At 74.3% G+C, this 25,614-nt stretch carries 19 protein-coding genes; 10 read left to right on the top strand and 9 right to left on the bottom strand.

Annotated features, from left to right (window positions below; genetic code table 11):
• A partial coding sequence (locus tag AB0O09_RS34985) for an acyl-CoA dehydrogenase family protein (RefSeq protein WP_157849844.1) occupies window positions 1-96 on the top strand: 96 nt, incomplete at its 5' end.
• Between the two features lie 26 nt (window positions 97-122).
• Here AB0O09_RS34985 and AB0O09_RS34990 read toward each other — a convergent pair.
• Together AB0O09_RS34990 and AB0O09_RS34995 are read right to left on the bottom strand one after the other, a co-directional pair.
• Window positions 123-680 (bottom strand): hypothetical protein, encoded by a 558-nt coding sequence (locus AB0O09_RS34990; RefSeq protein WP_363548949.1) that lies wholly within the window; start codon window positions 678-680, stop codon window positions 123-125.
• A gap of 118 nt (window positions 681-798) precedes the next feature.
• Window positions 799-2,157 carry an LCP family protein gene (locus AB0O09_RS34995; protein ID WP_363548951.1) on the bottom strand — a complete coding sequence of 453 codons (1,359 nt, stop codon included), beginning with the start codon at window positions 2,155-2,157 and terminating at the stop codon, window positions 799-801.
• Window positions 2,158-2,559: 402 nt separating this feature from the next.
• Here AB0O09_RS34995 and ssuE point away from each other — a divergent pair, with 402 nt between their 5' ends.
• The 4 genes from ssuE (at window position 2,560) to AB0O09_RS35015 (ending at window position 7,586) form a co-directional block, all read left to right on the top strand.
• Window positions 2,560-3,114, top strand: a complete 555-nt coding sequence (gene ssuE / locus AB0O09_RS35000) for an NADPH-dependent FMN reductase (RefSeq protein ID WP_363548953.1) — start codon at window positions 2,560-2,562, stop codon at window positions 3,112-3,114.
• A gap of 251 nt (window positions 3,115-3,365) precedes the next feature.
• Entirely contained in the window at window positions 3,366-4,154 is a 789-nt protein-coding gene (locus AB0O09_RS35005; protein ID WP_344622072.1) for an ABC transporter ATP-binding protein, read from the top strand.
• Between the two features lie 16 nt (window positions 4,155-4,170).
• Entirely contained in the window at window positions 4,171-6,744 is a 2,574-nt protein-coding gene (locus AB0O09_RS35010; protein ID WP_363548956.1) for an FtsX-like permease family protein, read from the top strand.
• A 176-nt stretch (window positions 6,745-6,920) separates the two neighbouring features.
• Entirely contained in the window at window positions 6,921-7,586 is a 666-nt protein-coding gene (locus AB0O09_RS35015) for a hypothetical protein (protein ID WP_363548958.1), read from the top strand.
• A gap of 63 nt (window positions 7,587-7,649) precedes the next feature.
• Here the strand turns inward: AB0O09_RS35015 and AB0O09_RS35020 are convergent, their stop codons facing one another.
• Complete coding sequence (locus tag AB0O09_RS35020; protein ID WP_363548960.1) at window positions 7,650-9,071, bottom strand: LCP family protein; 1,422 nt, start codon at window positions 9,069-9,071, stop codon at window positions 7,650-7,652.
• Between the two features lie 603 nt (window positions 9,072-9,674).
• On the opposite strand from AB0O09_RS35020, the gene AB0O09_RS35025 reads away from it, so the two are divergent.
• A complete protein-coding gene (locus AB0O09_RS35025) occupies window positions 9,675-10,715 on the top strand; it encodes a glycosyltransferase family 2 protein (protein WP_359978930.1) in 1,041 nt (346 codons plus the stop codon).
• A gap of 103 nt (window positions 10,716-10,818) precedes the next feature.
• Window positions 10,819-11,478, top strand: coding sequence for an acyltransferase (locus tag AB0O09_RS35030; RefSeq protein ID WP_363548963.1), 660 nt, complete (start codon window positions 10,819-10,821; stop codon window positions 11,476-11,478).
• Window positions 11,479-11,485: 7 nt separating this feature from the next.
• Here the strand turns inward: AB0O09_RS35030 and AB0O09_RS35035 are convergent, their stop codons facing one another.
• The 3 genes from AB0O09_RS35035 to AB0O09_RS35045 form a co-directional block, all read right to left on the bottom strand.
• The gene (locus AB0O09_RS35035) at window positions 11,486-13,054 is read right to left on the bottom strand and encodes an LCP family protein (RefSeq protein WP_363548964.1); all 1,569 of its coding nucleotides are present in this window, start codon (window positions 13,052-13,054) and stop codon (window positions 11,486-11,488) included.
• A gap of 208 nt (window positions 13,055-13,262) precedes the next feature.
• Window positions 13,263-14,963: an LCP family protein gene (locus AB0O09_RS35040; RefSeq protein WP_363548966.1), complete on the bottom strand. Its 1,701-nt coding sequence runs from the start codon at window positions 14,961-14,963 to the stop codon at window positions 13,263-13,265.
• 194 nt (window positions 14,964-15,157) lie between these two features.
• Window positions 15,158-15,949: a TIGR03089 family protein gene (locus tag AB0O09_RS35045; protein ID WP_363548968.1), complete on the bottom strand. Its 792-nt coding sequence runs from the start codon at window positions 15,947-15,949 to the stop codon at window positions 15,158-15,160.
• A 102-nt stretch (window positions 15,950-16,051) separates the two neighbouring features.
• Between AB0O09_RS35045 and AB0O09_RS35050 the strand changes: the two genes are divergently transcribed.
• A complete protein-coding gene (locus AB0O09_RS35050; RefSeq protein WP_363548970.1) occupies window positions 16,052-17,170 on the top strand; it encodes a peptidoglycan recognition protein in 1,119 nt (372 codons plus the stop codon).
• A 358-nt stretch (window positions 17,171-17,528) separates the two neighbouring features.
• Here AB0O09_RS35050 and AB0O09_RS35055 read toward each other — a convergent pair whose 3' ends face one another.
• From AB0O09_RS35055 to AB0O09_RS35065, 3 genes are read right to left on the bottom strand one after another with little or no spacing between them, the layout of a single operon-like run.
• Window positions 17,529-18,821, bottom strand: a complete 1,293-nt coding sequence (locus tag AB0O09_RS35055) for a coenzyme F420-0:L-glutamate ligase (RefSeq protein WP_363548972.1) — start codon at window positions 18,819-18,821, stop codon at window positions 17,529-17,531.
• Complete coding sequence (gene cofD, locus AB0O09_RS35060; RefSeq protein ID WP_344622059.1) at window positions 18,818-19,777, bottom strand: 2-phospho-L-lactate transferase; 960 nt, start codon at window positions 19,775-19,777, stop codon at window positions 18,818-18,820. The genes AB0O09_RS35055 and cofD overlap by 4 nt, the downstream gene beginning before the upstream one ends.
• Window positions 19,778-19,805: 28 nt before the next feature.
• The gene (locus AB0O09_RS35065) at window positions 19,806-20,423 is read right to left on the bottom strand and encodes a cysteine dioxygenase family protein (RefSeq protein WP_344622058.1); all 618 of its coding nucleotides are present in this window, start codon (window positions 20,421-20,423) and stop codon (window positions 19,806-19,808) included.
• Between the two features lie 706 nt (window positions 20,424-21,129).
• Between AB0O09_RS35065 and AB0O09_RS35070 the strand changes: the two genes are divergently transcribed.
• Window positions 21,130-21,405: a WhiB family transcriptional regulator gene (locus AB0O09_RS35070; RefSeq protein WP_030276170.1), complete on the top strand. Its 276-nt coding sequence runs from the start codon at window positions 21,130-21,132 to the stop codon at window positions 21,403-21,405.
• Window positions 21,406-21,699: 294 nt separating this feature from the next.
• On the top strand, window positions 21,700-25,608 hold the full coding sequence (locus tag AB0O09_RS35075; RefSeq protein ID WP_363548974.1) for a glycosyltransferase: 3,909 nt from the start codon (window positions 21,700-21,702) through the stop codon (window positions 25,606-25,608).
• The last annotated feature ends 6 nt before the right edge of the window (window positions 25,609-25,614 follow it).

Consider the following 25,614-nt stretch of genomic DNA (forward strand, 5'->3'; position numbering starts at 1 on the left):
CCGGTCGAGCGGATGATGCGCGACGCCAAGATCACCCAGATCTACGAGGGCACCAACCAGGTCCAGCGCATCGTCATGGCCCGCAACCTCCCGTAGGCCCCCGGGTCCCGACAGGTCCCCCGTCAGGCGAGCCGCCCGCCCGCCGGACGGGGGACCTGCGCCGTCCCGGGCCCGTCCGCCCCGGTCCCCGGCGTCCCGGGCCCGTCCGCTCCGGTCCCCGGCGTCCCGGGCCCGTCCGCTCCGGGCCGCTCGCGCAGGCCGATGCAGCGCGCCGGGATGCCGGCCCAGATCTCCCCGCGCCCGGTGGAGCGGGTCAGCACCGCGTTGGCGCCGACGATCGTCCCTGCGCCCACCGTCAGCACGCCCTCCTTGCAGACGATCCGCGCCCCGGCACAGACCACCACGCCGTCCTCCAGCACCACCCGCCGCATCGCGCTGCTCTCCTGCGGCACCCACGGGTCGGCCCGGCCCACGGTGACCCCGTTGTAGAGCGTCACCCCGGCGCCGATCGTGGTGTACGGGTGCAGCACCGTGCCGAAGCCGCGGTGGAACACCGCCAGCCCCGGCCCGATCTCCACCGCGGCCGGCACCTCCATCCCGTACAGCGCCAGGGCCTCCTGGACGAGGCGACCCAGCAGCGGGTGGCGGCGGCGGTAGATCAAGGACGTCACCAGAGACATGCGGCACATTGTGACGGAGCGGCGACGCAGCGTCCCCGAAACCGGCGTGCGGGGCCGCGCACCGCCCCCGGGACGGCGCGCGGCCCCGCACGGGCGCCGCGACTGCGCTGTGGTGCGCCTACTTCTTCAGGTCCGGCACCGGGGTGTCGTTCTTGAAGGCGTCGAAGACCTGCTTGGACTTGGTCGCGTCCCACTTGACCGCAGACTCGCCGGTCGGGGTGCGGAAGTCCGGGTTGCCGATCGGCACGGTGATGGACTTGCCGTCACCGCCGGAGACGCCCTTCATGGCCAGGAAGAGCGAGCCGAGGTCGGTCAGGCCGGCGTCCTCGTCCACGATCAGGGTGCCCAGGCCCGAGCTCACCATCGGGTAGAAGGTGAACGGGTTCAGCAGGGTCGCCGGGGAGGCGGCCTGGCTCGCCAGCGCGCTCAGGAACTTCTGCTGGTTGCGCATCCGGCCGAGGTCCTGGTCGGCCATCTGGTGCCGCTGGCGGACGAAGGCGAGCGACTGCTTGCCGCTCAGGGTCTGGCAGCCGGCCTTCAGGTCGAGGCCGGAGTCCCGGTCCTTGACGGCCTGGTCGATGCACATGTCCACACCGCCGACCGAGTCGACGATCCCGACGAAGCCGGCGAAACCGATCTCCGCGTAGTGGTCGATGTGCACCCCGGTGTTGGTCTCCACCGTCTGCACCAGCAGCCGGCCGCCGCCGCGAGCGAAGGCCGCGTTGATCTTCGACGTCGCCTGCGGGACGGTCTTGCCGCTGCCGCTGGTGTCCAGGTGCGCCGGGATGGTCACCCAGGAGTCGCGCGGGATCGACATCAGGGTGTTCCCGTTGTCGCCGATGTGCAGCAGCATCATCGAGTCGCTGCGCTTGCCCTGCGCCGAGCCGGTGTGCAGCGCGTCCTCGTCGGCGTCCGACAGGCCCTCCCGGCTGTCCGAACCCACGATCAGCCAGTTGGTGCCCTTGCCCGCCGCCGGACGGTTGTCGTACGGGGCCAGCACGTTCTCGTGGTTCAGCTTGGAGTCGGCCCACACGTAGGTGCCGATGCCGGTCACCAGCAGCGCGCCGACCAGCGCCAGCGCACCGACCTTGATCTTCCGGCTGCGCGGCCAGCGCGGGGCCGCGGCCGGCGCCTCCGGCCCCGGGCCGCCCGGGCCGCCGGGCCGGACGGGCGCGCCGGGTGCACCGGGACCCGCCGGACGGCCGTGACCGGGCTGCTGCGGAACCCCCTGCCCGCGGTCCTGCTGCGGCGGCCGGCCGTAGCCCTGCTGCTGCGGCGGCACGGCCGGACCGCCGTACCCGCCGTGGCCCCCCTGAGCACCCCCCTGGACACCGCCCGGCGCCCCCGCACCGGCACCGCGCGGGTTGAGCTCCGGCGGCAGCGGCGGCTCGGCGGCCGCACCGCCCTGGCGGTACCCGCCGTTGCCCTGCCCGTACGCGCCCCCGCCCCCCGGGCGGTCCTCCTGCCACGTGTTCATGTGGGAGAGGATGCCCGAAACCGGCACGCCGCAGTTGTCCGGCCCCCGCCCCGGAGCCCCTTGTATCCGATTTGATGCACGGCGCGGACGGATCGGCGGAATGTTCACCTGCTGGAACCAACCTTGACCGGCCGAAACGGCCCGTGCTTGCATCATCGCCATGGGACAGCGAAGGATCCTCACGCGTCGGCGGCACGTCGACCTGCTGCGCGTGGCCCGCTCGCTCTGTCGTGGCTGACCGTTCGCCGACACCCCGTGCCCGCACCGCCCGCCCGGCCTCCCCAGGCCCGGACGCGCCGTGCCGTACCGCTTCCGATCCCCGCCGCGCCCCCGCCGCGGCCCCGCCGCAGCCTTCCCGGGCACCCGCCCGCCGAGCGGCCCGCCACGACCCGAGGTGAACCCATGGCCACCGTCCTGTCCGTCTCCGGCTCCCCGTCGCCGACCTCCCGCACCACCCGGCTGCTCCGCCACGTCGACACCCTCCTCACCGCGCACGGCCACGAGGTCGTCCCCTTCGAGGCCCGCAGCCTGCCCGCCGAGGCCCTGCTCGCCGCCGACACCTCCGACCCCGCGCTGGCCCGGGCACTGGAGCTGTTCGCCGAGGCCGACGGCATCGTCATAGGCACCCCCGTCTACAAGGCCGCCTACTCCGGGCTGCTCAAGGCCCTGCTCGACGTCCTCCCGCAGTACGCGCTGCGCGGCAAGGCCGTGCTGCCGCTCGCCACCGGCGGCTCGCCCGCCCACGTCCTCGCGGTGGACTACGCGCTGCGCCCGGTGCTCAGCTCGATGGGCGCCGCCCACATCACCCAGGGCTGGTTCGTGCTGGACCGCCACGTCACCACCCGGGAGGACGGCACCACCGCCCTCGACCCGGAGACGGAACTGCAGCTCACGCCGGTGGTCGACACCTTCGCCGCGGCGCTCGTGCGGACCGGGGAACTCGTCGCCGCCGGCTGACCCTGGTACCGGGGGTGCGGTCCCCTAGGGGGAGGGCGGCCGCACCCCGTACATCTCCCGGTCAACCGGCTTCCTCCCGACGGAGGACGAGACGGTTGCCGCCCGCTCCTAACGTGGTTCCTACAGCCCGCTCCTCCTTCCGGGGTGGTGCTGGCCCCACCTCCAAGACGGCTGCCTGCACCATGTCGCAGCACCGGCGGCCCTTGGCAGGCTGTGGGGCAACGGGTGGACGACGTACCGAGGAGAACCCAGTGACGACGGCAGCCAAAGCCGTGCATGACCACCAGACGCCGGGCGGGCAGGGCGCCTTCGCCGCCTCCGCACGCCAGGTGACCAAGGCCTACGGCGCCGGGGAGACCCGGGTCACGGCCCTCGACGCCGTCGACGTGGACATCCACCGCGGACGGTTCACCGCGATCATGGGCCCCTCGGGCTCCGGCAAGTCGACCCTGATGCACTGCCTCGCCGGCCTCGACACGGTCACCGAGGGGCGCATCTGGATCGGCGACGCCGAGATCACCGGCCTCAAGGACAAGCAGCTCACCCGGCTCCGCCGGGACAAGATCGGCTTCATCTTCCAGGCGTTCAACCTGCTGCCCACGCTGAACGCCCTGGAGAACATCACGCTCCCGATGGACATCGCCGGCCGCAAGCCCGACGCCGCCTGGCTCGACCAGGTCATCGAGACGGTCGGCCTCGCCGGGCGCCTCAAGCACCGGCCGACCCAGCTCTCCGGCGGCCAGCAGCAGCGCGTCGCGGTCGCCCGCGCCCTCGCCGCCCGGCCCGAGATCATCTTCGGTGACGAGCCCACCGGCAACCTCGACTCCCGCTCCGGCGCCGAGGTGCTCACCTTCCTGCGCCGCTCGGTCGACGAGCTGGGCCAGACCATCGTCATGGTCACCCACGACCCGGTCGCCGCCGGCTACGCGGACCGCGTGCTGTTCCTCGCCGACGGCCGGATCGTCGACGAGATGCACTCCCCGACCGCCGACTCCGTCCTCGAGCGCATGCGCCGCTTCGACGGCAAGCGCACCAGCTGAGCCGGGGGACGCACCGATGCTGCTCAAGACCTCACTACGGAGCTTCTTCGCCCACAAGGGGCGAATGGTCCTCTCACTGATCGCCGTCGTCCTGTCCGTGGCCTTCGTGTCCGGCACGCTCGTCTTCTCCAACACCGCCACCGGCACCTTCGACCGGCTCTTCGCCTCCACCGCCTCCGACCTGTCCGTCGGCCAGGCCAAGGACAAGCTCACCGCCGGCGAGCAGGACGGCGGCGCGCCCGCCACCGTCCCCGTCGACACGGTGCAGAAGCTCGCCGGCCTGCCCGGCGTGAAGACCGCCCTCGGCCAGGTCTTCGTCCAGAGCGCCACCCTGGTCGACCCGGCCACCAACAAGTCGGTCGGCCCGACCTCCGGCGCGCCCACGCTCACCGGCAACTGGGTCGACACCCCGCGCAACTCCGTCGACATCACCTCCGGCAGCGCCCCCAAGGGCGCCGGCCAGATCATGCTCGACGCCGACACCGCCAAGAAGGCCGGCCTCAAGCTCGGCAGCCCGCTGCGCGTCATCACCCGCAGCGGCAACTACGACTTCACCATCTCCGGCATCGTCACCTTCCGGACGACCAACCCCGGTGCGGCGCTGGCCTTCATGGACACCCCCACCGCCCAGCAGGACCTCCTCGGCACCACCGCCTACACCACCGTCGAGGTCTTCGGCGACGGCAGCCGCACCGACGACCAGCTCAAGCAGCAGGCCCTCACCGCCCTCGGCACCGGCTACGACGCCAAGACGGCCGCCGAGCAGAAGGCCGAGAACAACAAGGACGTCGGCTCCTTCCTCAACTTCATGAAGTACGCCATGCTCGGCTTCGCCGGCATCTCCCTGCTGGTCGGCGGCTTCCTGATCATCAACACCTTCTCCATGCTGGTCGCCCAGCGCACCCGCGAGATCGGCCTGCTGCGCGCCATCGGCGGCAGCCGCAAGCAGGTCAACCGCTCGGTGATGGTCGAGGCGCTGATCCTCGGCGTGCTCGGCTCCACCATCGGCCTCGCCGCCGGTCTCGGCCTCGCCACCCTGCTGATCCAGCTGATGAAGGCCGTCGGGATGAACCTCGACGCCTCCTCGCTGGACATCACCTGGACGGTCCCGGCCGCCTCCTACGCGGTCGGCGTGCTGATCACCCTGCTCGCCGCCTGGTTCCCGGCCCGCCGCGCCGCCCGGATCTCCCCGATGGCCGCCCTGCGCGACCACGGCACCCCGGCCGAGGCCTCCGCCAACCGGATCCGCATCGTCGTCGGCCTGGTCGTCACCGGCCTCGGCGCGGCGAGCCTGGCCGCCGCCGCGAGCGCCGACAAGGCCGCCACCGGCGGCCAGTGGCTCGGCCTCGGCGTGCTGCTCAGCCTGATCGGCTTCGTGGTCATCGGCCCGCTGCTCGCCACCGGCATCATCCGGGTGCTGGGCGCCTTCCTGCCGGCCCTGTTCGGCCCGTCCGGCAAGCTCGCCCAGCGCAACGCGATGCGCAACCCGCGTCGCACCGGCGCCACCGCCGCCGCCCTGATGATCGGCCTCGCCCTGGTCACCGGTGCCTCCGTGGTGACCTCCTCGATGGTCAGCTCGGCCAACGCCCAGATCGACAAGTCGGTCGGCGCCGACTACATCGTCGCCGGCCAGGGGCCCGGCACCACCCTGACCCCGGCCATGGTCGCCGCCGCCAAGGCGACCCCGGGCCTCGCCCACCTCACCGAGGCCAAGGAGGTGCCCGCGAAGGTCACCGCCCCGGACGGCGCCGACACCGAGACCAAGCTGGTCGCCGCCACCCGGACGTTCGCCGAGGACTTCCGCCTCAAGTCCACCGCCGGCAGCATCACCGCCGCCTTCGACGGAGGCATCGCCGTCCCCCAGGACTGGGCCACCCAGCACAAGGTCAAGATCGGTGACTCGGTCAAGGTCGACTACGGCCGCGGCCGCACCCAGTCGCTGCCGGTCGGCCAGATCATCGACTCCGGCGAGTCGCTGTTCTCCGGTGCCTACATCGTCAACACCGACACGGTCACCAAGGTCGTCCCCGAGAAGGACCTGCCCACGAGCATCCAGCTGTACGGCAAGGCCGCGCCCGGCGCCGACCCCGGCCAGACCCTGACCGCCCTGCAGAAGTCCCTGGAGGCCTACCCGCAGATCAGCGTCCGCGACCAGGCCGGCTACAAGGACCTGATCCAGCAGCAGGTCAACCAGCTGCTCTACATGGTCTACGGCCTGCTCGGCCTCGCGATCGTGGTCGCCGTCCTCGGCGTGGTCAACACGCTCGCCCTCTCGGTGGTCGAGCGGACCCGCGAGATCGGCCTGCTGCGGGCGATCGGCCTGTCCCGCCGTCAGCTGCGCCGGATGGTCCGTCTGGAGTCCGTGGTGATCGCGGTGTTCGGCGCCCTGCTCGGCACCGGCCTCGGCCTCGCCTGGGGCATCACCTCCCGCGAGGTGCTCGCCGGCCAGGGCCTGGACATCCTGACCGTCCCGGTCGGCACCATCGTCGGCATCCTGGTCGCCTCGGCGGTGGTCGGCCTCCTCGCCGCCCTCCTCCCGGCCTTCCGGGCGGGACGGATGAACATCCTGGCGGCCATCGCCACCGACTGACCGCACCACCGACGGGGGCCCGCGGTACATCCGCGGAACCGAAGGGGCCGGGCCGAGTGCCCGGCCCCTTCGGCGTTCCCAACGGCGTCCCCTTCGGCGCATCCGGCACGCCGTGCCGCCGCGTCCCCGGGGGTCCTGCCCACGGCCACCGCAGCGGCACCTGCCATCATCGCCGCATGTCAGAGACGTCTCCCGCGGTAGACCCGGCCGCCGCCGCCACCGCTGCCCCGGCTGCCGGAGCCCGGGCCGCCGACAGCGCGGCCGCGTCCGGCGAGGAGACGCCCGCGGACGGTCGGCGCGAGCCGGCCCGGGTGGTCGGCATGCCGCTGGTGGCCCGCCGGGCCGTGGGCCCGGTCGTCGGAGTGATGTCGACCCTCTACGCCGCCGATGCCACCCACCCCGGCTGGTGGGGCGGGCTGGTGGTCCCGCTGGGCGGAGCGCTCATGGCGCTGCTCGCCTTCTCCAGGGACTTCACCTGGCAGATCGGTCAGGACCGCGACGGCCTGGTGCTGACCTCGGCCCTGCGGGCACGCCGCTGGAGCTGGGACGAGGTGAAGGGCGCCTCGGCCCGCGGGAGCACGTTGACCGTGCGGTTCACGGACGGCCGGCAGGTGTCCGTCCGCAACTGGTCGACCCGGGTGGACGGTGTGCGCCTCAACCCCGGCGGCTTCGCGGTCCTCATGGCCGACGTGGTCTCCGCGTCGGCCCGATCCCCGCAGCGCCGCCCGGCCGAGGTCCTGCCGGCCTCGGCGGTCGGCCGCCCGCAGCTGCTGCTGAACCGGCTCTCGCTCGCCGTCCTGGTGCTGGTCACGCTGGGCTGCCGCTTCCTGCAACAGCCCTGATCACCCGGTGCGTCTTGGCGTCCGACACGCACGACGCGCCTGAGCGCCCGCCCGCACCGCCGCTCAGCCGCAGCTGATCTCGCTGCCCGTCTCCGCCACCACTGTCGGCCCGGGCGAGGCCGACGAGGGCGCCGACGTCGACGGCGAGGCCGGGGCCGCCGCGGGAGCCGGGGCGGAGGGTGCGCCGGAAGGGGCGGCCGGTCCGCGGTAGTCGCCGCCCACCACGACCTGCAGGGTCGCACCCAGGCCCGGGACGGGAACGAGTTCGGCACCCGGCAGGGCGGCCGCGAGGGTCTTCGCCGACTCGTCCCAGCGCGGGTCGTAGCGGACGGCCGTGCGCGTGGTCACCGCGTCCGCGTTGGACGGGGTGCCGGTGGTGGCGAACCCCGCCCGGCGCAGCTCCTCGTCGACCCGGAACCCGAGGCCGGTGAGGCCGGTGCCGTTCAGCACCTGGACCCGGATCTGCCCGGCCGGGACGGTCCCGGCCGCGGCGGGGGAGGCGGAGGGCGCCGGCGCGGCGTGCCCGGTCAGCGGCTTCCCCTGCCGAACGGTGTCGAACAGCGCCTTCGCGGCCTTGGTGTCCCACAGCACCGTCGACCCCCACCCGGGGACCTGGTGGTCGACGTCGGACACCGGCACGGTCGCGAAGTCGGCGGAGGCCGCGGAGAGGTCCTTGAGCCGGCTCGCGAAGTCGAGCAGGGCCGCGGTGGAGAGCCCCTTGTCGGCTTTGACCGCCTTCAGCGCACTGTCGAGCACCGTGCCGAGCCGGGCCGGGTCGAGCATCACGTCCTGCGCGGTGGCCTGCCGCAGCAGCTGGGCGACGAACCGCTGCTGCCGGCGCATCCGCCCGAGGTCGGAGCTGCCGTCGACGTGCCGGGCCCGGACGTACTTGAGGGCGCCCGCCCCGTCCAGCCGGCTGGTGCCGGCCGGCAGGTCCAGTCCCGAGTACGGGTCCTTGAGGGGCTTGGCGGTGCACACCTCGACCCCGCCCAGCGCGTCCACCGCGCTGACGAAACCGAGGAAGTTGATCTGCAGGTAGTGGTCGATCCGCAGGCCGGTGGCCTGCTCGACGGTGCGGACGGTCAGCGGGGCGCCGCCCATCCCGTACGCCGCGTTGATCTTGCCGTTGGCGGCGGGGACCTGGCGGTGGGTGGCCGGGTCCTGGTGGGCGGGGATCTCCACGTAGGAGTCGCGGGGGATGCTGACCACGGTGGCCCGGCCGCCGTTCCCGGCGAGCTGCACCACCATCAGGGTGTCGGTGCAGTGGCAGGACTCGCCGCCCGCGTGGAGCACGTTCTTGAGGGTGTTCTCCGGGATGCCCTCGCGCTCGTCCGTCCCGGCCACCAGGAAGGTGGTGAGCCCTTCGTCGGCGGGCCGGTCGGAGCCGCCGCCGATGGCGTCGACCCGCTGGATCGCGTCACCCAGGCCGTGCAGCACCATCCAGCCGCCGCAGGAGGTGGCCAGCACGGCCAGTGAGAGGCCCACGGTGACCCTGCGGCCCCAGCGGCGTAACCCGCCGCTCCGCCGCCGACCGGCGGCCGGTGGGGGAGCGGAACCGCCGCGCCCGCCGCCCCGTCCGCCGTTGCCGCCGGCCCTGCCGCGTCCGCCGGCCCCGCCACGTCCGCCTGCACCCCCGAGACCTGCACCCCCGAGGCCTGCACCGCCGACCCGCCCCCGGCCCTGCCGCCCGGTGCTGTCCCGCCCGGTACCGCCGTGGCCCGCACCGCCCCGACCAGCACCACCGCGACCAGCACCACCGCGACCAGCACCACCGCGGCCCGCCCCATTCTGACCCGCCCCGTTCTGGCCCGTGTTCCCGCGGGCTCCGCCCTGGCCGCCGGGGTGCCCGCGCGCGCGGCGGGGCGGCGGCGGTCCGGGACGGCGCGAGGTGGGCATCTTCGGGATGGTAGGCCCGCGGCGAGGCCGTCCGTGCCACGGCACGCCGCCCGTCACCCGCCCCGGCGAAACGTTCCACCCGGCGGATCCGGGCATCCGTCGGGCACCTGCCGGCCCCGGCGGGGCCCCCGTCGGGGCGGCCGGAGGACCCTCGCCTGACACGTCCCGGGCCGCGCCGGTACGGTGGGCGCGATGAACACCAAGGCTGCTGAGGAGCTGCCGGCGGTCTCCGTGATCATGCCGGTGCTCAACGAGGAACGACACCTGCGCACCGCCGTCCGGCACATCCTGGAACAGGAGTACGCCGGTGATCTGGAGGTGGTGATCGCGCTCGGCCCGTCCACCGACCGGACGGACGAGATCGCCGCCGAGCTGGTCGCCGAGGACCCGCGGGTCAAGACGGTGCCCAACCCCACCGGCCGCACCCCGGCCGCGCTGAACGCCGCGATCCGCGGCTCGCGCCACCCGATCGTGGTACGGGTCGACGGACACGGTCTGCTGACGCCGGGCTACATCGCGACCGCCGTCCGGCTGCTCGGCGAGATGGACGCCGCCAACGTCGGCGGCATCATGCACGCCGAGGGCGAGACCGAGTGGGAGAAGGCGGTCGCCGCCGCCATGACCTCCAAGATCGGCGTCGGCAACGCGGCCTTTCACACCGGCGGCCTGGCCGGCCCGGCCGAGACGGTCTACCTCGGGGTCTTCCGCCGCGAGGTGCTGGAGCAGCAGGGCGGCTACAACGAGGAGTTCATCCGCGCCCAGGACTGGGAGCTGAACTACCGCATCCGCCAGGACGGCGGCCTGATCTGGTTCACCCCGCAGCTGAAGGTGACCTACCGGCCGCGGCCCAGCGTGCGGGCGCTCGCCAAGCAGTACAAGGACTACGGCCGTTGGCGCCGGGTGGTGACCCGCTACCACCGCGGCTCGGTGAACCTGCGCTACCTGGCCCCGCCGGCGGCCCTGCTCGCCTGCCTGGCCGGCCTGGTGCTGGGCGCGGCCGTCCACCCGGTGTTCCTGGTCGTCCCGGGCGGTTACGTGCTGGGCATCCTCGCCGGTTCGGTCCGCGAGGGCCGTGGGCTGTCCGCGAAGGCCCGGCTCCAGCTGCCGGTGGCGCTCGCGACCATGCACATGAGCTGGGGCTTCGGCTTCCTCACCTCGCCGCGCAGCCTCGCCCGCCGGGTGATCGCCAGCAAGCGCCCCGAGCCGATGGCCCCGCGCACCGAGAACGCCTGACCCGCCCCCGCCGGGCGGGCCGCCGTACCGCCGCCCGCCCGGCACCCCGGGGCCGGGGCGAAAACGCCTCCCCGCCGGGCCCGCCGCCGCTATCTTCGGCGCCATGGGGATCACCGAGGGGGCGGCGGACGGCACCGGCGGGCGCGCGGACGTCCGGATCGAGCCGACGGCCGACGTCGACGAGCGGGCCGTGATCGGCCCCGGCAGCACGGTGTGGCACCTCGCGCAGGTCCGCGAGCACGCCGAGATCGGTGCCGAGTGCATCATCGGCCGGGGTGCCTACGTGGGCCCCGGCGTGCGCCTGGGCGACCGGGTGAAGCTGCAGAACCACGCCCTGGTCTACGAGCCCGCGGTGGTCGAGGACGGCGTCTTCGTCGGCCCGGCGGCGGTGCTGACCAACGACCTCTATCCGCGTTCGGTCGACCCCGACGGGCGGCTGAAGCGCGGCGACGACTGGCAGGCCCGCGGGGTGACGCTCCGCCGCGGCTGCTCGATCGGCGGCCGCGCGGTGCTGGTCGCCGGTGTGACGGTGGGCCGCTGGGCCCTGGTCGCGGCCGGTGCGGTGGTGCACCGGGACGTCCCCGACTTCGCGCTGGTGGCCGGGGTGCCGGCCCGCCGGATCAAGTGGGTGGGCCGGGTCGGCGAGCCGTTGGATCCGGCCGGCGAGGGCGTCTGGCGCTGCCCGCGCACCGGCGAGCGGTACGCAGAGGCGGACGGCCTGCTGTCCCCGCTCGCGGAGAGCGGGGACGGGCCGTCCGCCTGAGCGGCCGTCAGTAGGTGTAGAGGTTGCCCTGGGGGACGACCGTCATGCAGTCCTTGTCGTTGTCCGAGGTCTCCGCCTCGACGGTGGTCGGCAGCGCGGTGGGCGCGGGGGCGGCGGTGAAGGTGGTGCCGCTCTTCCAGTCCGCGCCGATCACCAGGCTCAGCGTCGTGGACGTTCCGGACTCCGCCAGGGCGCTCGCCGGCAGGCCGAGTGCGGCGGCGACCACCTGGGCCTTGGCCTGCTGGCCCGCGCCGTAGGTGAGCTTGGTGGTGTCCCGGGTGCCGCCGCCGGGTGCCGTCGCCGCCTTGGTGAACCCGGCCGCGACCAGGGCCTTCTTGACGTCGGCGGCCCGGTTGGTGACCCCGGTGCCGTTCTGGACGGTGACCCCGATCGTGCTCTTCGCGGGCGCGTCGGCACCGGCCGTCGGCGAGGGCGCGGCGGCGGGGGTCGGCGAGGCGGACGCGGCCGCGGCCGGGCCCTTGTCGTCCAGCGGTTTGTCGGCGAGCAGCATCTTCCAGATCTGCTGCACGTCGTTCTGCTTGAGGATCAGCTTGGCCGCGGGGTTCTGCGGGTCGGGCAGCACCGGAACGGTCAGCGTCGTCGTCCGCTCGGTGGGCACCTGCTTGAGCTCGTTGCCGAGGTCGTAGAGCTTCTTGAGGTCGGCGATGTCCTTGTCGACGCTCAGCGACTTGGTGGCCGCCTCGGCGAGCGACATCAGCTGCCCGGGGTCGCTGAGCCGCCCGCTGGACTTCAGCTCGCGGATCATCGAGCTGAGGTACATGTGCTGCGCCTTGGTACGGCCGATGTCGGAGCCCCAGGCGTCGCGGGTGCGCAGCCACTTGAGGGCGTCCTCGCCCTTCACCTTGCTGGTGCCCTTGGGCAGCTTGAGGTCGGTGCCGCCGTGGCCGGGCCGGTAACGGTCCCACATGTTGCGGTCGACGCAGACGGGCACGCCGCCGATGGCGTCGGCCATCCGGACCACGCCGCCGAAGTCGACCATCATGTAGTGGTCGATGTCGAGGCCGGTCAGGTTGATCCAGGTGCCGACCACGCAGCCCGGGCCGCCGCGGGCCAGTGCCTCGTTGATCGGGGTGTGGGTGGTCGACTTGTAGGTCTTGCCCTTGTCGTCGTGGCAGGTCGGGACCGTCACCATGGTGTCGCGCGGGATGCTGATCATCGAGGCGTTGGTGCGGTCGGCGGAGACGTGCAGCAGCATCTGGACGTCGGCCAGGCCGGGGCGGGACGCCTCGTCGGCGGAGCCGCCGAGCGCCACGTTCTCGGAGGAGGCGCGGCTGTCGGTGCCGATCATCAGGATGTTGAGCGGGGTCCGGCCCTTGGCGTCGGGTGCGGTGCGGGCGCCCTGCTCGTCCGTCAGGTTCTTGGTACCGGCCTGGATGTTGCCGTTGAGATGCCGGTAGTACAGATAGCCCGCACCGCATCCCACCACCAGGGTGGCCCCGGTGGTGATGGCCACGACGCGCAGCCAGCGCCGGCCGCCCGACCGCCGGGACGCGCCGTCCTGCCGGGCCCGCCGGGCGGCGGCCCGGCCACCGGGTATCGGCTCAACGCTCGTCATGTGGTCCGCCCAGTCTCCTGCCCCGGTGGCCGGCCGGCCGGTGGGGCGATCCCGGACCGTCCGGCGGGCACGCGGCACGGAGGCCCCCGTGCCGGCTCGGCCCGGTCTCCCCCTGGCCGGTCGGTCTACAGACAGGACGCTTCGCGCGGCCGAAAGGTTACAGAACCGACTGTGACAGGACGGAAAATGACGTAGTGTCCCGTGGCCGTTACTTCGCGCACACATCGGTGTCGTCGGCCCGGACGCGCTGCAGGTTCTCCGGCGGCGCGGTCGGCAGCGGGACGGCGGAGGCCGGGGACGACGGGCCGGTGCCCGGCGCGGCCGGCCCCGCGGAGCCGGCCGGCGGGACGTAGTCCCGGCCGAGCACCACGACCAGGCCGTCCTCGGGGCTCAGCTTCGCGCTCTGCCGCACGGAGTCGGTGGGCAGCCCGAGGGCGGTGGCGAGCGCGGCCGCCTCCTCCGCCCGGCCCGCCGGGTAGCCGATCGAACTGGCTGCGGCTGCCTGGGCGTTGCCGCCGACGGCGGCCTTGCTGAAGCCCTTGGCCTGGAGCTCCGCGGTGGCCCGTCCGGCCTGCCGGCCGACCCCGCTGCCGTTGCGGACGGTCACCTCGACCTCGGAGGGGTCGAGCAGCGGGCCGAGCCCCGGGTGGCCGGAGGCCCGGCTGGCCGGCGTGGCCGAGGACCGCGCGGCGACACCGGCCGCCCCGGCCGCGGACGCATCGGCGGAGGGTGCCGCGGGGGCGGCGGGGTCCAGTGAGCGGTCGGCCGCGACGAGCGCGAACAGCTGCGCGGCGTCGGGCTGGCGCAGCGCGAGCCGGCCCTTGTTCCGGGGGTCGTCCTGCACCGGCACCGTGGCGAAGGTGATGTGCCCGGCGTCGACCCTGCCGAGCTCCAGCGCGAGGTCCTTGAGCCGCCGGACGTCGTCGATCCCGGAGTCGACGGTGAGCGCCTTGGTGGCGGCGTCCGCGAGCTGCCAGAGCTTGGTGGGGCTGGTCAGGGTGTCACTGCTCTTGATCTTGCGGATCATCGAGCTCAGGAACTGCTGCTGCAGCGGGATGCGGGTGAGGTCGCCGCCCAGGCCGACGGCGTGCCGGGTGCGGACGAAGGCCAGTGCCTCCTCGCCCTGCACCACATGGCGGCCCCTGGTCATCCGCAGGTGGGAGTCCGGGTCGTCGATGTTCTTGGCCGCGCACACCTCGACGCCGCCGACCGCCGTCGAGAGCGTCTTGACCGCCTCGAAGTTCACCATCATGAAGTGGTCGACGCGGATGCCGGTCAGCTTCTCCACCGTCGTCCAGGTGCAGCCGGGGTCGCGGCCGTCCTCGCCGAGGCTGGTGTTGAACATCGCCCGCCGCTTGCCGGGGATCCGCCGGTCCCCGGTGCGGCACTCCGGGATCTGCACCATCAGGTCGCGGGGGATGCTCAGCACGGTGGCGTTGGTGCGGTCCCGGGAGACGTGGAGCAGCAGGGTGGTGTCGGCGTGCCCGGTGCTGCCCTCGTCGCCGTAGGCGCGGCCGAGGCCGACCCGGCTGTCGGTACCGATCACCAGGACGTTGACCGCGCCCTCGATGGCGTGCGGCCGCTCGGACTCGGTGCCGACGTGCACGTCCACCGAGGCGATGTTGGCGTTGAAGTGCCGGAACGCGAAGTACGCGCCGCCGCAGCCGGCGACCAGGGCCAGTGCGGCGGTGATCCCCGTCCAGCGGGCGAGGCGGCGGCCGCGTGCGGCGGACCGGAGGCCCCGGCGGCGCTCCGCCCGCCCGCCCCCGGCGAGGGCGGAGGCCCCGGCTCTCCGGCGGCTCCCGGAGGCCGGGACGTACGAGGAGCCGTCGGGCCGCGGACCGCTCGGGTCGGCCGCGCGGGAGTAGGCGTCCGGGGCGGTGCCCGGACGCCGCTGTCCGCTGTTCATCCGGGAAACCCTAGACGAGCCCGCACGGCCGGCCGCCCGCATCGGACGGATGTGACCCGGTCCGGTGAACCGTCAGAAACGGTGGAACGCCCGCACGTTCGGACGCCCCCGAAGGGGCCCGCCGGTGTACGGGCGTTCCGTGGCGGGGTCGGGCCCGCCGGGTGGATCGGTCGGCCGGGTTCGGCCGTTCGGGTTCAGCCCAGGCGCAGCGTCACCCGTTCGGCTTCGATGCGCTTCTCCCACTGATCCGCCGTCAACCCCTCGGAGTTACGGCAGAGCACCACCGAGGCGCCGGCGGCGAGCGGCGCCAGCAGCCCCGCCTCCAGTCCGGCCCAGTCGTCGTACGACAGCGTGGACAGCACCCGGTCGCCGGGGCCGATGCCCAGGCGTGCCGCACCCTCGCGGGCGAGCTGCACGGTCTGCTCGCCGGTCAGTTTCAGCGGCAGGCCGTCGATGTGGGTCTCCAGGGCCTGGGAGTCCGGGTGGACGGGCGAGTACGGGGCGAACCGGTCGCCCTGGCCGGGCACCTCGGCGGCGTAGTCGAGGAAGCCGTCCGGCCGCTGGGGGAAGCGGCCGCCCAGCGGACGGAGGGCGAGCGCCACCCGTTCGCCGGAACAGGCCTCGGCGGCCTCCAGGCCGTCGGGTCCGCTGACCACCAGGTCGGCGGAGCCGGGGTCGCCGCCGGGCACGGCGGTCACCCCGACGGACCAGCAGGCCAGCAGCCAGACCGCGGTCTGCCAGTGCGCGGGCAGCAGCAGCGCGGCGCGGTCGTCGGGGCCCGCGTTCAGCTCGTCCTGAAGGAGGTTGGCGGTCTTGGCGACCCAGTTGTCGAAGGTCTTCGCGGAGAGCTCGACCCGTTCACCGGTCGAGTCGTCGTAGAAGGTGATCAGGGGGCGGGAGGGGTCGGCATCGGAGGCACCGGGGCGCAGATAGGCGTGCAGCAGCTCGGCGGGGATGCGGGCGTCGGCAGCGAAGGGCGCAGTCATGGTGCGGTCCAGCCTACGGCCTCCTCATGGACGTCCGGCAGGGGCGTCGACCTCGGCCGAGCGGCGTGGCGGCTGAGGTTTTTTGCCGTCAATATCCGATTTATGCGCCTTGAACGAAGGGCCGCCCTCGCGGCGGCCGTCACCACGACCACCCTGCTGCTCACGACCCTCGCCGCCGTGCCCGCGCACGCGCGGCCCTCGCCGGGCGGCGTCACCACCATCCCCCTGGAGGGTTCCGGGCTCCGCGGTCCCGACACCCTCCGCGACCTCGGCCCGCGGACCACCGGCACCTTCGCCCTGGTGGGCGTCAGCTGGGACGACCCGTCGGAGACCCTCGACGGCGGCGTGCAGGTCCGCACCCGCAGCGCGGCCACCGGAGAGTGGAGTGCCTGGCACGACCTCACGGCGGAGCGGGACGACCGGCCGGACGAAGTCACCGGACGCGGCGCCACCGCCCCGCTCTGGGTCGGCCCGAGCAACGGCGTCGCCGTCCGGGTCAAGGCCGGCAGCCGGCCCTTCCCGGCCGGGTTACGGGCCGAACTCGTCGACCCCGGCCCCGATCCGGCCGTCACCCCCGAGCCGCGGCCCGCCGAGCCGGCCCCGCGCGCGGCCGGTGCCGCCCCGCGCCCCGGCATCGTCACCCGGGCCGGCTGGGGCGCCGACGAGTCGATCCGGGAGAGCGGCTTCGTCTACACCGGCGACGTCCGCGCGGTCTTCGTCCACCACACCGACACCGCCAACGACTACAGCTGCGGCGACTCGCCGAAGGTCATCCGGGCGATCTACCAGTACCACGTGCAGAGCCTCGGCTGGCGGGACATCGGTTACAACTTCCTGGTCGACCGCTGCGGCACGATCTACGAGGGCCGCGCCGGCGGCGTCGCCGAACCCGTCCTCGGCGCGCACACCCTCGGCTTCAACACCAACTCCGCCGGCGTCGCCGCCCTCGGCACCTACGTCACCGACGAGGCGCCGGAGGCCCAGGTCGACGGCATCTCGCAGATCGCCGCCTGGAAGCTCGGCCTCACCGGCAAGGACGCCCAGGGCACCGCCACCCTCGTCTCGGCCTCCGACGGCAGCAAGTACAAGAAGGGCACCTCGGTGAAGTTCAACGCGATCTCCGGCCACCGGGACGCGTTCAACACCGAGTGCCCCGGCGAGGAGCTGTACGCCAGGCTGGGCGACATCCGCGCCTGGGCGGCCACCCTCCAGGGCCGGTGAGCCCGACCGCCCCGGACCCGACCACCGGCCGGACCCGCCGCCCCCGCGGCCGGTCCGGCCGATCCGTCCTCCGGCCCGTGCCGGGCGCCCCGCCGCCGGGCACGGTACGGCGGTGGCGCCCCGGCCACCCGCTCGACCTCGGCCGCACCCTCTTCCCGTTCCGGCGCGGACCCGCCGACCCGTCCTTGCGCACCACCCCCGACGGCTCGGTCCGGCGCGCCTCCCGCCCCCGGGAGAACCGCGCAACCCGGACGTGGCGCGCCGTGCTGACCGGGGTCGGCCCTGGTCAGCACGCATCACCGCCCTCGGACCGCGCAGTTTCCCGCGCCCCTGGGGTGCTGCCCTCCGCAGGAGAGCTTCACCGAACCGTCAGGAACCGCTCCGCCGACCGTTCCGGCCGTTCCTTCGGCGGTTCCGCCGGGCGGCCGACGGCGACGGCGCCCATCGGGTCCCAGTCACCGGGCAGGTCGAGGACCTCCCGGACGGTGTCCCGGCAGAACATCGTGGACGACACCCAGGCGGTGCCGTACCCCTCGCCGGTGAGCGCCACCAGCAGGTTCTGCACGGCCGCACCGATCGCCACCGTGAACATCTCCCGTTCGGCCGAGGCGCGCCGCCCGTCCGGGTAGCTGTGCGAGCCGTCCATGACGAGGCAGGGCACCACCAGGTAGGGGGCCTTGCGCAGGACGTCCCCGCGGACGGTCCGCCGGGCGATCCGCTCCTCGTCCCAGCCGTCGAGCTCCCGCAGGTCGCGCCGCCAGGCCGCCAGCATGGCGTCCAGCAGGTCGGTGCGGGTCCGCGGGTCCTCCAGCAGGACGAACCGCCACGGGGTGGTGTGGTGCGGTGCGGGGGCGGTGACCGCGGCGGCGACCGCGCGTCGGACGGCGGCCGGGTCGACCGGTTCCTCGGTGAAGCTGCGGACGGTGCGCCGCAGGGTGACGGCCCGGCGCAGCGCTTCGGAGGTGCCGAGGCGGAACATGTCGTCGGCGGCGGGCCGGATCAGCGGCCGGACGCCCTCGCCGTGTCCGTCGGTGACGAGGTGGCCGAGGCCGCGGACCACGGCGACGGGGGTGCCGCTGGTCTTGCCCTTCACCAGGTCGCCCGCGGCGGCGAGTTCGTCGGCGGTGGCGGTGACGGTGAGCTGCAGCAGGTTGCCGTGGCCGTCGGTGCGGCCGCGGTGGTCGTCCAGGACGGGCAGTCCGGCCGCGCCGATGGCGACGTCGGTGAGGCCGGTGCGCCAGGGGCGGCCGAAGGTGTCGGTGAGGAGGACGGCGAGCCGGCGGCCGGTGAGTTCCTGGAGCCGCTCGCGGAGGGCGCGGGCGGAGCCGTCCGGGTCCTCGGGCAGCAGCAGGACGGTGCCGGGCGGGGTGTTGGAGGCGTCGACGCCGGCGGCGGCCATCACCAGGCCGTTGCGGTTCTCGACGATCCGGGCCGGGCCGCGCCGGGCGACCACCCGGACGGTCTCGGCGTCGATGGCGGCCTCCCGGTCGGCGGCGTGCACGACGCGCCCCTCGGCCTTGCTGACGATCTTCGAGGTGACGAGCAGGATGTCGCCGTCCTCGAAGCCGCCGTGCTTGGCGAGGAGCTCGGCGAGGTCGGCGCCGGGTGCGATCTCCGGGAGGCCGGTGACCGGGAGGATCTCCAGGCTCACGCCCGCACCTCCGCGGCGAGCTCCAGCGCCGCGCGGGCCATCGCGGCGGTCGCCGGCACGTCGGTCATCATCAGCGGGACGGCGCGGCAGCGGATGCCGGCGGCCTCGACCGCGGCGACGGCGGCCTCGTCGGCGGTGTCCACCAGCCATCCGTCCAGCAGGTCGGCGCCGTAGTGCAGGGCGACGGCGTCGGCCGCGGCCTCGACGCCGACGGCGGCCAGCACCTTGTCCGCCATGCCGCGGACGGGGGCGCCGCCGACGATCGGCGAGAGCCCGACGACCGGGGCGGCCGCGTCGGCGACCGCCCGCCGGATGCCGGGCACGGCCAGGATCGTGCCGACGGACACCACCGGGTTGGACGGCGGGAGGAGGATCACGTCGGCCTCGGCGATCGCCTCCAGCACGCCGGGGGCGGGCTTCGCGGTGTCGGCGCCGACCGGCACGATCGCCTCGGCCGCGACCTCGGCGTGCAGCCGCACCCAGTACTCCTGGAAGTGCACGGCCCGGGTGCCCCGGTCGTCGGTGATCCGCACGTGCGTCTCGACCCGGTCGTCGCTCATCGGGATCAGCCGCACGCCCGGCTGCCAGCGGTCGCAGAGCGCCTCGGTGACGGCGCTGAGCGGGTAGCCGGCGGAGATCATCTGGGTGCGGACGATGTGGGTGGCGAAGTCGCGGTCGCCGAGCCCGAACCAGTCGGGTCCGACCCCGTAGGCCTTCATCTCCTCCTTGACGGACCAGGTCTCGTCGGCCCGGCCCCAGCCCTGTTCCTCGTGGATCCCGCCGCCGAGGGTGTACATCACGGTGTCGAGGTCCGGGCAGACCTTGAGTCCGAAGAGGTGGATGTCGTCGCCGGTGTTGCCGATGACGGTGATCACGTCGCCGGGGGCGACGGCCTCCTTCAGTCCGCGCAGGAAGCGCGCCCCACCGATTCCGCCAGCCAGTGCCACGATGCGCATGGGGTCATCCTGCCAGCCGGGGCGGCGGCTACCGCGGTTCGGGCTGGTGCTCCGGCACGGCGGCGGCGCCGTACTGGTTCATCTCGACCAGACCGGGCGTGTAGAGGTGGACGGAGACGGCGGGCTCCAGCGCGGCGTTGACCATCTCGTGCAGGTAGCCGCCGGAGAAGACCCGCTGCGTGCCGGGCCGCAGCACCCGGGTGCCCTCGCCGGCCGCGGTCAGGGACCGCTCGGTGAGTTCGCCCTGCACGACGGCCATCACGCCGGCGGAGTCGCCGTGGTCGTGGAACCCGCTGCTCTGGCCGGGCAGCCAGCTGAGCAGCCAGACCTCGTAGCCGGGGCCGGTCTCCAGCCGGGCGTACCAGCGGGTGAGCGCGTCGTAGCGGACCAGCGGCTCCCAGCGGGCGCGGTCGGCGGCGATCTCGCGCACCAGTCGGGCCCGGTCGGCGACGGTGACCGGGGCGGCCGGGTGGCGCGGCAGGTCGGTGCGGGCGAGGTGGGGGAAGGCGAGCGGGTCGCCGGCGATGGAGACGTCGCTCAGGCCGTCGGCCCAGGGGTGCCGCGGGGCGGCGATGCGCACGGCGGTGCGGGTGGTGACGAGTGCGTTCTTCTTGCGGTCGCGGTTGCGCGGGCGGAGACGGGGCATTCGCACGGGAGTCCTCGGATCGGCCGGGGTCGGTCGGGTGGTGAGCCGATCCGCGGTGGTTCGGGGACGTGTCGCGCGGGCGGCCTCGATGTTCGGGCTGTGTGCGGCGCGCGGTGGGACGCGTGCGCCTAGATACAGCAGGAACAGAGGCGACAACAGAGCTGGTTCGAGGCAGCCCGCGGGGCGGCCTGGCGGCCGGCGGGGCGGGAGACGAACCGATACATGGGGGACAGGAGACCTCACCCGTGGGTCCGGTGTCAACCCGATCTCCAGGACATTCAGGACGGATCAGGCACCAACCACCGGATGGAGTGATAAATCACCCTCTAGGTTTCGATGCGAAGATCGCCGGGAAGGCAGCCCGGTACCCGGGCAACCGGGCCGCCTCCGCGGGCGTCTTCTTGATCGGGAGCAGGTTCCGGCCCGATCGCCGGGACCGCCTCGGCGGGGCCGGCCGGTGCTGACCGGACGTCAGATGCCGGATGCCTTTGGGCGGTTGCGTCTGCTCCGGGTCGAATGTCCGGGTTGTGCGGATATGTACACTATTGGTAGCGGCTTGGTTCCGGGGAGTGAATCCTCGACCCAATACCAGAGCTCGGCTTGACTGGGCCAGAGCGGCGCAACTGTAATTTCACTCGTGTCGTTCCGCCGCTCAGGCAACGGCAACACCACGGGGACGCCAAGAGGGGCAGAGGAGGCGCGCCAGATGAGCGAGCTCTTTGAGCTTTTGATCGGTGACGGCATCGCAGAGGACGAAGAAGAGGAACTCGGCTGGCAGGAGCGCGCACTCTGCGCCCAGACCGACCCGGAGTCCTTCTTCCCCGAGAAGGGCGGCTCGACCCGCGAGGCCAAGAAGGTCTGCCTCGCCTGCGAGGTTCGCTCCGAGTGCCTGGAGTACGCCCTCGCCAACGACGAGCGCTTCGGCATCTGGGGCGGTCTCTCCGAGCGCGAGCGCCGGCGGCTCAAGAAGAGCGCGGTCTGACGAACCGAACCCCCAGCAGTGCCGGGCGCCCCACCGATCGGTGGGGCGCTTCCGCGTCCCCGCGCCGGCCCTTCCCCTGTACCGGCGGCGCCCCCGGGAGGCGGAGCCGTTAGTGTGGTGCGCCATCCGGATGCTCGCCATCCGGCGCCCGCGCACCGCCGCCCGCCCCGCGGGCACCGGCCACCCCGGTGGACCGGGCCCCACCGGACGGCGCGCGCACCACCCGCCGTCGTCCATCGGCTGCGTCCGCCGAAGGCCGCGTCCGCCGAAGAACCCCTGGGGCCCGCGAACTCGATGACTGCCTACAGCCACCAGAGCGGCTTCTCAGCTGCCCGGCCACCCGCGTACCCGCGGCACCTCGTCACCGCCGTGATCGTCTCGCACGACGGCGCGCGCTGGCTGCCGCAGGCCCTCGCCGGCCTGCTCGGCCAGGACCGGCCCGTCCAGCGCGTCCTCGCCGTCGACACCGGCTCCACCGACGCCTCGCCGCAGCTGCTCCAGGACACCCTCGGCGACTGGCTGCCCGAGAGCGGCCCGCTGGTGCTCGGCCGCCGCTCCGGATTCGGCAACGCGGTCGCCCAGGCCGTCTTCAACAGCCCGCCGCTGCGCCCCGAGGACCTCCCGTACAGCCTCGACCCCTCCGGCTACGACCCGGTCACCGGCGGCTGGGACGACTACGACGACCCGCTGGGCCGGCAGGAGGACGGCCTCGGCCGCACCGGCCCGCGCGAGGTCCACCCCACCGAGTGGCTCTGGTTGTTGCACGACGACTGCGAGCCGCAGACCGACGCACTGCGCCGGCTCCTCCAGGTCGCCGACTCCACGCCCTCCGCCGCCGTGGTCGGCCCCAAGCTGCGCAGCTGGTACGACCGCCGGCAGTTGCTGGAGGTCGGCGTCACCATCGCCCGCTCCGGCCGCCGCTGGACGGGCCTCGACCGCCGCGAGCAGGACCAGGGCCAGCACGACCAGGTCCGCCCGGTGCTCGCCGTCTCCAGCGCCGGCATGCTCGTGCGACGCGACGTCTTCGAGGAGCTCGGCGGCTTCGACAAGGCGCTGCCGCTGATGCGCGACGACGTCGACTTCTGCTGGCGGGTCAACGCCGCCGGCCACCGCGTCGTCGTCGCCCCCGACGCCGTGCTCCGGCACGCCGAGGCCGCCAGCCGCGAGCGCCGCGCCATCGACTGCGGCCCCGAACACCCGCACCGGGTCGACAAGGCCGGCGCCGTCTACACCCTGCTCGCCAACTCCCGCGGCGCGCTCTTCCCCTACGTCCTGCTCCGGATGATCCTCGGCACCCTGCTGCGGGTGTTCGCCAACCTCGTCGGCAAGGACCCCCGGCAGGCGTACGACGAACTCGCCGGCCTCAACCACGAGCTCATCCGGCTGCCCCGGCTGCTGCTCGCCCGCAAACGCCGCAAGCGCACCCGCTCCGCCGACGCGCTCGACGACCGCAGCCTCTTCCCGGCGCCCGGCGCCACCGCCCGGCTCGCCGTCGAGATCGCGATCTCCTCGCTCGGCATCGGCCGCGGCGACGACCACGGCGCCGGCCGGCACGGCTCGGTCGAGTCCGGGCCCGGCGACGACGACGCCGACGACCTCGTCGTCGAGCAGTTCGTCCTGCTGAAGAAGCTCGTCCGGCGCCCGGCGCCGGTGCTCTTCGCCGCCCTGCTGGTGTTCGCCCTGGCCGCCTGCCGCAGCCTGCTCGGCACCGGCGACCTCTCCGGCGGCGCCCTGCTCCCGGCCTCCGACGGCCTGGCCGGGCTGTGGAACACCTACGCCGGCTCCTGGCACCCCGTCGGCACCGGCTCCACCGCCGCCGCCCCGCCCTACCTGGCCGTGCTCGCCGTCCTCTCCGGACTGCTGTTCGGCAGCGCCAACCTGGCGCTCACCCTGATCGTCGTGCTGTCCGTGCCGCTCGCCGCGGTCAGCGCCTACCTGGTCTCCCGGCCGCTGATCGGGTCCAAGATCGTCCGGGCCTGGGCCAGCGCCGCCTACGCGCTGCTGCCCGCCGCCACCGGCGCCATCGCCCAGGGCCGGATCGGCACCGCCGTGTTCGCCGTCCTGCTGCCGCCGCTGGCCCGCGCCGCGGCCATCGCGGCCGGCCTCGGCATCCGCACCGAGAGCGCCGCCAAGGGCGCCCGGCCCGGCTGGCGGCCGGTCTGGATGACCGTCTTCATGCTCACCCTCTCCACCGCCTTCGTCCCGCTCGCCTGGGCGATCGCGGTGCCGCTCTGCCTCGCCGCCCTCGCCCACGCGGTGCTGCGCGGCGGTGCGTTCGGCTCCGGCGGCACCGCGCTGCGGCTGCTCGGCCTGCGCGTGGTGGTCATCCTCGGCGTGCCCGTCCTGGTGCTCGCCCCCTGGTCGCTCCAGGTGCTGACGCACCCCTCGCGGCTCCTGCTGGAGGCCGGCGTCCCCGTCTTCAGCGGCCACGCCGCCACCCCGCTCGGCCTGCTGCTCGCCAACCCCGGCGGCTCCGGCACCCCGCCGGTCTGGCTCTCCGCGGGCGTCGTGCTCGCCGCGCTCGCCGCGCTGCTGCGCGCCGACCGGCGCCGCGCCGTGCTCGCCGCCTGGGGCGCCGCCGGTGCCGGCCTGGTCTTCGCCGTCGCGGTCGCCGGCACCACCGTCACCCCGGCGTCCGGCGGCCCCGGCACCGCGGCCTGGGCCGGCCCCGCCACCCTGCTGACCGGCGTCGCCCTGCTGGCCGCCGCCGCGATCGGCGCCGACGGCGCCAACGCCCGCGTCTCCGGCATCGCCTTCGGCTGGCGGCAGCCGGTCGCCGCGCTCGTCCTCGCCAGCGCCGTGCTCGCCCCGGTCGGCACCGCCGTGTGGTGGGCGATCGCCGGCGCCGACGGCCCGCTGCAGCGCACCCGCGAGTCCCAGCTGCCCGCCTTCATCGCCGAGCAGGCCGGCACCACCGACCGCTCCCGCACCCTCGTGCTGACCGGCAAGGCGGACGGCAGCGCCGTCGGCTACGCCCTCGTCCGCGACGCCGGGCTGACCCTCGGCCAGGCCGAGGCCACCGTCGACGCCGCCGCCACCCAGGGCCTCACCGGGCTCACCGGGCGCCTGCTCGCCGGCTCCGGCGGCGACCAGGCCAAGGCGCTCGCCGCCTACGGCATCGGCTACGTCGAAGTGAAGGACCCGCTGACCGCCAAGGTCCGCGACGTGCTCGACACCACCCCTGGCCTGTCCCGGCTGAGCCGCGACAACGGCATCGCGATCTGGCAGGTCACCGGCGCCCCCGCCACCCGCGCGGTCGTGGTCGCGCCCAAGGGCGGCGGCACCACGCCGCTGCCGTCCGGCGCCCACGACATCGTCACCGACCTCCCGGACGGCCCGGCCGGCCGCGTGCTGCGCATCGCCGAGCAGGCCGACCCGAAGTGGCAGGCCACCCTGGACGGCCGCGAGCTGGAGGCCGCCGCCCTGGACGGCGACTGGGCCCAGGCCTTCAAGCTGCCCGCGCAGGGCGGCCGCCTGGAGGTCACCCGCACCGGCAGCCTCCCGCACACCGGCTGGATCGCCGGCCAGCTGCTGCTCGGCGTGGTCGTGCTCGTCCTCGCGCTGCCCGGCCGGCGCAGCACCAAGGACGACGACCTGCCCGAGGACGTGGTGGCCGCCCAGGCGCTCGCCGCGGCCGCCGAGCCGCCCGCACCCGGCAGCCGCCGCGCCCGCCGGATGGCCGAGCGCGGCGAGGCCGACGGCACCGAGGGCGACACCGGCGTCTACGCGGGCATCCCGCAGCAGGGCGGTGCCGACGGCCCGGGTGCCGACGACTACGCCGACCCCTACCAGGCCGACCCGTACCAGAACGGCTTCCAGGACGCGTACGGCTGGGACCGGCAGGACGCCGAGGACCCGGACGGCCGAGGGGCCGAGTACGACCAGCAGGGCTACGAGCAGCAGCAGGGCTACGAGCAGCAGGGGTACGACCAGCACCAGGGCTACCCGCAGGGCTACGAGCAGCAGCAGGGGTACGAGCAGGGCGGCTACCAGCAGCCGCAGCCCGGCTACGACGGCACCCAGTACGCCGACCCGTACGCGCCCTACGGCTACGACGGCCAGCAGTACCAGGGCTACCCGCAGGAGCAGCAGCCCTGGGTGCCGGGCCAGCAGACCGGCGAGCCGTACTACGACCCCGACGGCGGCCAGCAGGACGGATACACCAACGGCGGTCACCCGCACCACCACGGAACGGGGAACTGACCCGCG

The sequence above is a fragment of the Kitasatospora sp. NPDC093679 genome, from assembly GCF_040683455.1.
Lineage (GTDB): Bacteria > Actinomycetota > Actinomycetes > Streptomycetales > Streptomycetaceae > Kitasatospora > Kitasatospora arboriphila.

Bases quoted from the DNA above. Each gene is read 5' to 3' on its own strand.
- AB0O09_RS34990 (WP_363548949.1), bottom strand. From the start codon at position 680: ATGTCTCTGGTGACGTCCTTGATCTACCGCCGCCGCCACCCGCTGCTG.
- AB0O09_RS34995 (WP_363548951.1), bottom strand. From the start codon at position 2,157: ATGAACACGTGGCAGGAGGACCGCCCGGGGGGCGGGGGCGCGTACGGG.
- ssuE (WP_363548953.1), top strand. From the start codon at position 2,560: ATGGCCACCGTCCTGTCCGTCTCCGGCTCCCCGTCGCCGACCTCCCGC.
- AB0O09_RS35010 (WP_363548956.1), top strand. From the start codon at position 4,171: ATGCTGCTCAAGACCTCACTACGGAGCTTCTTCGCCCACAAGGGGCGA.
- AB0O09_RS35015 (WP_363548958.1), top strand. From the start codon at position 6,921: ATGTCAGAGACGTCTCCCGCGGTAGACCCGGCCGCCGCCGCCACCGCT.
- AB0O09_RS35025 (WP_359978930.1), top strand. From the start codon at position 9,675: ATGAACACCAAGGCTGCTGAGGAGCTGCCGGCGGTCTCCGTGATCATG.
- AB0O09_RS35030 (WP_363548963.1), top strand. From the start codon at position 10,819: ATGGGGATCACCGAGGGGGCGGCGGACGGCACCGGCGGGCGCGCGGAC.
- AB0O09_RS35035 (WP_363548964.1), bottom strand. From the start codon at position 13,054: ATGACGAGCGTTGAGCCGATACCCGGTGGCCGGGCCGCCGCCCGGCGG.
- AB0O09_RS35040 (WP_363548966.1), bottom strand. From the start codon at position 14,963: ATGAACAGCGGACAGCGGCGTCCGGGCACCGCCCCGGACGCCTACTCC.
- AB0O09_RS35045 (WP_363548968.1), bottom strand. From the start codon at position 15,949: ATGACTGCGCCCTTCGCTGCCGACGCCCGCATCCCCGCCGAGCTGCTG.
- AB0O09_RS35050 (WP_363548970.1), top strand. From the start codon at position 16,052: ATGCGCCTTGAACGAAGGGCCGCCCTCGCGGCGGCCGTCACCACGACC.
- cofD (WP_344622059.1), bottom strand. From the start codon at position 19,777: ATGCGCATCGTGGCACTGGCTGGCGGAATCGGTGGGGCGCGCTTCCTG.
- AB0O09_RS35065 (WP_344622058.1), bottom strand. From the start codon at position 20,423: ATGCCCCGTCTCCGCCCGCGCAACCGCGACCGCAAGAAGAACGCACTC.
- AB0O09_RS35070 (WP_030276170.1), top strand. From the start codon at position 21,130: ATGAGCGAGCTCTTTGAGCTTTTGATCGGTGACGGCATCGCAGAGGAC.
- AB0O09_RS35075 (WP_363548974.1), top strand. From the start codon at position 21,700: ATGACTGCCTACAGCCACCAGAGCGGCTTCTCAGCTGCCCGGCCACCC.